Below are 5,858 nucleotides of genomic sequence, written 5' to 3' on the forward strand. Positions count from 1 at the left end.
CCGTGAAAAACTGCAAGAGCGCGTGGCCAAGCTGGCCGGCGGTGTTGCCGTGATCAAGGTTGGCGCTGCCACCGAAGTCGAAATGAAAGAAAAGAAAGCCCGCGTCGAAGACGCCCTGCACGCAACCCGCGCTGCGGTGGAAGAAGGCATTGTGGCTGGTGGCGGCGTGGCCCTGCTGCGCGCCAAGCAGGCTGCTGGCACCATCAAGGGTGACAACGCTGACCAGGACGCCGGCATCAAGCTGGTGCTGCGCGCCATCGAAGCGCCTCTGCGCGAGATTGTGTACAACGCTGGCGGCGAAGCCTCTGTGGTGGTCAATGCCGTGCTCGCCGGCAAAGGCAACTACGGCTTCAACGCAGCCAACGACACCTATGGCGACATGATCGAAATGGGTATTCTGGACCCGACGAAAGTGACCCGCACCGCGCTGCAAAACGCTGCGTCCGTCGCATCCCTGATGCTGACGACCGAAGCCATGGTGGCCGAGGCTCCGAAAGAAGAGTCTGGCGCTGGCGGCGGCATGCCTGGCGGCATGGGCGGTATGGGTGGCATGGGCGGCATGGACATGTAAAGCCCCTGGAGCGTGGGGCGAGGAGCCTCGCCTCCAGTCCACGCTCACATTCAAAAGGGCCGCAGTGCGAAAGCATTGCGGCCCTTTTTTCATGGCAGCTGCGGTTCGCAGTTGCAGATTTTCACTATTATTTTGATAGCTGTCTGCACATATTTGGCGAGAGCTAGAGCTGTGTTTTACCTGAGAACTGCGAGACCAGAAGCTCCGGCTGCTGGCAGTGGATGGTTTGCCAGCCCAAGGCAGCGGCGGCGTTCACATTGACCAGCGCATCATCGATGAACAGCGTCCTGGCTTGCTCCAGCTGATAGCGGCTCGCCAGCAACTGGAAAATCGCAGGGTCGGGCTTGGCCAGCTTCACGTCGCCCGAGAAGATGCCGCCGTCAAACCACTGCAGGAAGTCATGGCGCTGCTCCAGCGTGCGGGCGAAGGGCTCGGGCATGTTGGAGAGGAAATACAGCCGCACATCGCCGTGCCGCTCACGGCGTTCCCGCAGACGCCCGAGCAGCGCCACGTTGGCCGCTATGGGTTGCAGGCGTTCGCCGATGGGCGCCATCAGGGCCTGAAGGCTGTCGCGCGGCAGGGCCAGCCGTGTGGCCGTGCGGTCAATCACCGCATCGATTTCCAGCGTACCCCGATCAAATGATTGCCAATCGTCGTGGGAAAAAATGGCCCGCGCCATGTCGCCGGCCTGCTCCGGCGTGGCTGCAAGTTCGGGAAAATGCTCGGACAGCAGCGCAGCCGGCTGCCAGGTGAACAGCACCGCGCCAAAGTCAAAAACAAGGTTCATGCACGCAGCTTGCCGAGCAGACCGGCGGTCGAGCCGTCCAGCCCCGCCGTGTTGCCACTGGCCAGCCGGGGCTCGATGTCCTTGGCCAGCACCTTGCCCAGTTCCACGCCCCACTGGTCAAAGCTGTTGATGCCCCACAGGGCGCCGCTGACAAACACGCGGTGCTCCTGCAGCGCGATCAGGGCGCCCAGGCTGGTGGGGGTCAGTTCATCGAGCAGCAAAAACGTGCTGGGCCGGTTGCCCGGGAAATGCCGGTGCCCGCCGGCGTCGCTTTGGCCCAGCATCAAGGCCTGTGCCTGCGCCAGCGCGTTGGCCAGCAGCTTGCCGTGGTGTGCGGGCAAGTCATGCGCAGGCTTTTTCACGGCAACGAGCTCGACCGGCACCACATCCGTGCCCTGGTGCAGCATCTGGAAATAGGCGTGCTGGCCGTTGGTGCCGGGCTCGCCCCACAGCACGGGCGAGGTGGCAAACGGCAGCGTATTGCCTTGCGCGTCGACGCGCTTGCCATTGCTTTCCATCTCCAGTTGCTGCAGGTAGGCGGGCAGGCGGCGCAAGGCGCTGCTGTAAGGCGCGATGCTGCGACTGGTGAAGCCGTGAAAGTTGCGGTACCAGACATCGAGCAGGCCCAGCCGCACCGGCAGATTGCTTTCAAGGGGCGCGGTGCGAAAGTGCTCGTCCATGGCATGGGCGCCCGCCAGAAAATCGCGAAAACCTGCGGCGCCGATGGCGATGGCGATGGGCAGGCCAATGGCAGACCACAGGGAGTAACGCCCGCCGACCCAGTCCCAGAAGCCGAAGGTCGTGCTGATCCCGAACTCGCCGGCAACGGCCACATTCGTCGTCAGGGCCGCAAAATGCCGCGCGATGTCCTGGCCGCCGTTGGCTTCAAACCAGCGCCTGGCCGACTGCGCGTTGGTCATGGTCTCGGTGGTGGTGAAGGTTTTGGAGGCGATCAGAAACAGCGTGTTCCGGGGTTTGCACCGCTTGAGCACGCCGGCCAGCTCGTCGCCATCCACGTTGGAGACAAAGTGAAGGCGCTTGCCAGGAGCCGCGAAGGCCTCGAGCGCCAGCACCGCCATCTGCGGCCCCAGGTCCGAGCCGCCGATGCCGATGTTGACGATGTCCGTGATGGCTTCGTCAGCGCGCACCTGCTCCGCATAGGCCAGCATCGCCTCCAGCGTGGCGTGCACCTCGGTCAACTCATTTGCTACGTTTTTAATAGCATCTGGCGCATGTTTATCAAGGGCTGAAGCCGGATTTCGCAACAGCCAATGCATCACGGCGCGCTGTTCCGTGCTGTTGATGAGTTCGCCCGCAAACATGGCGTCGCGGTGCTGCTCCAGCCCGCATTGCCGCGCCAGGTCAAACAGCAGGGCCTGGCTGCCGGCATCGATCAGGTTTTTGGACAGGTCGGCAAACACGTGGGGGGCTTGCTGGCTGAAGCTGGCAAAGCGTTTCGGATCGGCCGCAAAAGCATCACGCAGTACCGGTTGGCCGGCCTTGAAGTGAGCCTGCAGTGCCGCCCAGGCCGAGGTCTGGTCGCAGCGCGGGCGGTAGTTCATGGGCCCGCTAGCGTATGCCCCCACGCTTGCCACTTCGTGTGCTGCGCTGCCCCCCGAGGGGGCCTTCGCGCCTTGGGACGGCCCAGCGGCGCTCATGCGGCCAACATCAGCTGTTCAAGCTTGACGGCGTCGGCGGCAAAGGCGCGTATGCCCTCGGCCAGTTTCTCGGTAGCCATCGCGTCTTCGTTGAGCGCGTAGCGGAAACCCGCTTCGTCGAAATTCACCGCCGGCAAATCCAGTGACTTCGCGGCGTTGGCATCCAGCGCGCGTGGCAGCGGCGCTTCGCTGGCGGCCAGTTGCGCCAGCAATTCGGGGCTGAGGGTGAGCAGGTCGCAGCCGGCCAGCGCCGTGATCTGGCCCACGTTGCGAAAGCTCGCGCCCATGATCTCGGTGGCAATGCCGAAGTGCTTGAAATGGTTGTAGATCTGGCGCACCGACTTCACACCGGGGTCGTTGGCGCCCGCGTTCGCGGCTTCGTCCCAGCTGGTGCCGGCCGATTTTTTATACCAGTCGTAAATGCGGCCCACAAAGGGCGAGATCAGCTGCACCTTGGCCTGCCCGCAAGCCACCGCCTGGGCAAACGAAAACAGCAGCGTGAGGTTGGTGTGGATGCCGCGCTGCTCCAGCCTGGCGGCGGCTTCAATCCCTTCCCAGGTGGAAGCGACCTTGATCAGCACGCGGTCGATATGAATGCCCTCGGCCTGGTACAGCTCGATGATGCGCTCGGCCCGGGTGATGCTGCCGACCGTGTCGAAACTCAAGCGCGCATCCACCTCGGTCGACACGCGCCCCGGGATGATGGACAGGATCTCGGCGCCAAAGCGCACCAGCAGCCGGTCCATGATCTCGTCGACCGGCCTGCCGCGGAATTTGGCCACCGTGTCCTTGAGCAGCGGCGCATAGTCGGCCTTTTGCACCGCCTTGAGGATCAACGACGGGTTGGTCGTGGCGTCCTGCGGCCTGAACTGCGCCAGCTGCCTGAAATCACCGGTGTCGGCCACCACCGTGGTGAATTGTTTGAGGGATTCAAGTTGATTCATGGTCAAAGTGGGTCTTCAAGGTTTCAGTTTCAGCGCGTCCACCACAGGGGCTGGTCGAGTTACCATTATGCCTCTAGAATATGAAACTTTATTACATCGACAAATTTTAACCATGAGTTTTGACCTGATTTTGTTTGGCGGCACAGGCGACCTCGTCTGGCGCAAATTGATGCCGGCCCTGTTTCAAGCCTTTCGCCATGGCTCGCTGCCGGCCGGGGGGCGCATTGTGGGCGTTGCCCGCGACGACCTGTCGGACGAGCAGTTCCGGGCCCTGATCAAATCGCGTTTTGACGACGTGGAACTGGCCAAGCGCCCCAGCGAAGAAGAGTTTTCGCGCTTTGCCGCGCTGCTGAGCTTTCTGCGCATGGATTTGTCCAACCCCACCGACTATGCCCTGCTGGCGGCCAAGCTGCAGCAGCGCCCGGCCGATACCGTGGTGATGTACGTGGCCACCGCGCCGGCCCTGTTCACCACGGTGTGCGAGCAGATCGCCGCTGCAGGCCTGAACGGCCCGCAAACACGCGTGGTGCTGGAAAAACCGCTGGGCCATGACCTGGCCTCGAACCGCGCCATCAACGAGACCGTGCGCAGTGTGCTGACCGAAAAGCAGATCTTTCGCATCGACCATTACCTGGGCAAACCGTCGGTGCAAAACCTGTTTGCCCTGCGCTTTGGCAATTCGCTGTTCGAGCCGCTGTGGCGGCGCGAGACGATTGCCAACATCCAGATCACCATTGCCGAAGACCTGGGCGTTGAAAAGCGCGGCTCGTTCTACGACAGCACCGGCGCCTTGCGTGACATGGTGCAAAACCACGCGCTGCAATTGCTCTGCGCGATCGGCATGGAGCCGCCCATCAACGCCCATGCCGATGCCATACGCGATGAAAAACTCAAGGTGCTGCGATCACTCAAGGCCTGGACACCCGAAACGCTGAGCCAGCACGTGATTCGCGGCCAGTACAGCGCCGGCACGATTGGCGGCGAGCCGGTGCCGGGCTACGCACAGGAGCAAGGCGTGGCCTTCGGCAGCCGCACCGAAACCTTTGTGGCGCTGCGCACCGAAATTGCCAACTGGCGCTGGGCCGGCGTGCCTTTTTACATACGCACCGGCAAGCGCCTGGCGGCGCGCGACGCGCACATCGAGGTCAACTTCCGCCCGACACCGCATGCCATCTTCAAGTCGCCGCTGGCAAACCTGAACGGCACCAACCGGCTCGTCATCAATCTCCAGCCCAAAGACGGGTTGGAACTGCACCTGCTGGCGCAGGGCGCAGACCAGCGCAACGGCCGGGGCAAGCCCTCGCTGGCACCGGTGCAGCTGGACCTGGACTTCGACAAGCGCTTTGGCTCCGAACGCGTAGGCGCCTACGAGCGCCTGCTGCTCGACGTGATCGACGGGCGCCTGAACCTGTTTGTGCGCAGCGACGAACAGGAAGAAGCCTGGCGCTGGGTGGAGCCCATCCTGGACGCCTGGAGCAGCGACCCGGCGGGGCCACGCCCCTATGCGGCGGGCACCTGGGGGCCGAGTGCTTCAAGCGCGATGATTGCGCGTGACAACAACTGCTGGAGCGAAGAGTCTTGACCCCCACGCTTGTCGCTTCGCGTACTGCGCTGGACGTGCCGCCGCGAGACGCGGCGGCTCTTCCGTCCGTCCAAGCCTGCGCAGGCAGGCTTGGAGCCGCGGACGTCAGCCCCGAGGGGGCCGCTGCGCCTGCGGTCTGGCTAAGCCAGTCCCGCGGCCCCGGCTTGCCGTATGCATCCCTACGAAAGCTTGCTGCGTGTGGCGCTCTGCACGTTGCAAGTCGCTGGCCCTCAAAACACCAGTCCGAGCCGCGGAACCGGCTTTGCCGGGCCGCAGGCGGGGCGGCCCCCTCGGGGGGCAGGGAGTTACACGAAGT

Annotated in this window: 5 protein-coding genes; 2 read left to right on the top strand and 3 right to left on the bottom strand. The window is 63.7% G+C overall.

From position 1 onward, the window contains the following. Positions 1-571 (top strand): TCP-1/cpn60 chaperonin family protein (locus V6M61_RS15545; protein WP_332777487.1); only part of this gene is annotated, 571 nt, incomplete at its 5' end. A gap of 163 nt (positions 572-734) precedes the next feature. On the opposite strand, the gene V6M61_RS15550 is transcribed toward V6M61_RS15545, so the two are convergent. From V6M61_RS15550 to tal, 3 genes are all read right to left on the bottom strand, one after another. Then, entirely contained in the window at positions 735-1,358 is a 624-nt protein-coding gene (locus V6M61_RS15550) for an HAD-IA family hydrolase (protein WP_332777488.1), read from the bottom strand. Beyond that, entirely contained in the window at positions 1,355-2,920 is a 1,566-nt protein-coding gene (gene pgi / locus V6M61_RS15555; protein WP_332777489.1) for a glucose-6-phosphate isomerase, read from the bottom strand. The genes V6M61_RS15550 and pgi overlap by 4 nt, the downstream gene beginning before the upstream one ends. Before the next feature lie 92 nt (positions 2,921-3,012). Continuing rightward, the gene (gene tal, locus V6M61_RS15560; RefSeq protein WP_332777490.1) at positions 3,013-3,960 is read right to left on the bottom strand and encodes a transaldolase; all 948 of its coding nucleotides are present in this window, start codon (positions 3,958-3,960) and stop codon (positions 3,013-3,015) included. A 112-nt stretch (positions 3,961-4,072) separates the two neighbouring features. Between tal and zwf the strand changes: the two genes are divergently transcribed. Then, a complete protein-coding gene (gene zwf / locus V6M61_RS15565) occupies positions 4,073-5,542 on the top strand; it encodes a glucose-6-phosphate dehydrogenase (RefSeq protein WP_332777491.1) in 1,470 nt (489 codons plus the stop codon). Positions 5,543-5,858 lie beyond the last annotated feature (316 nt).

This window comes from Polaromonas sp. (assembly GCF_036676035.1).
Classification (GTDB): domain Bacteria; phylum Pseudomonadota; class Gammaproteobacteria; order Burkholderiales; family Burkholderiaceae_C; genus Polaromonas.

Coding starts and splice junctions, on each gene's coding strand:
- V6M61_RS15550 (WP_332777488.1), bottom strand. CDS start 1,358: ATGAACCTTGTTTTTGACTTTGGCGCGGTGCTGTTCACCTGGCAGCCG.
- pgi (WP_332777489.1), bottom strand. CDS start 2,920: ATGAACTACCGCCCGCGCTGCGACCAGACCTCGGCCTGGGCGGCACTG.
- tal (WP_332777490.1), bottom strand. CDS start 3,960: ATGAATCAACTTGAATCCCTCAAACAATTCACCACGGTGGTGGCCGAC.
- zwf (WP_332777491.1), top strand. CDS start 4,073: ATGAGTTTTGACCTGATTTTGTTTGGCGGCACAGGCGACCTCGTCTGG.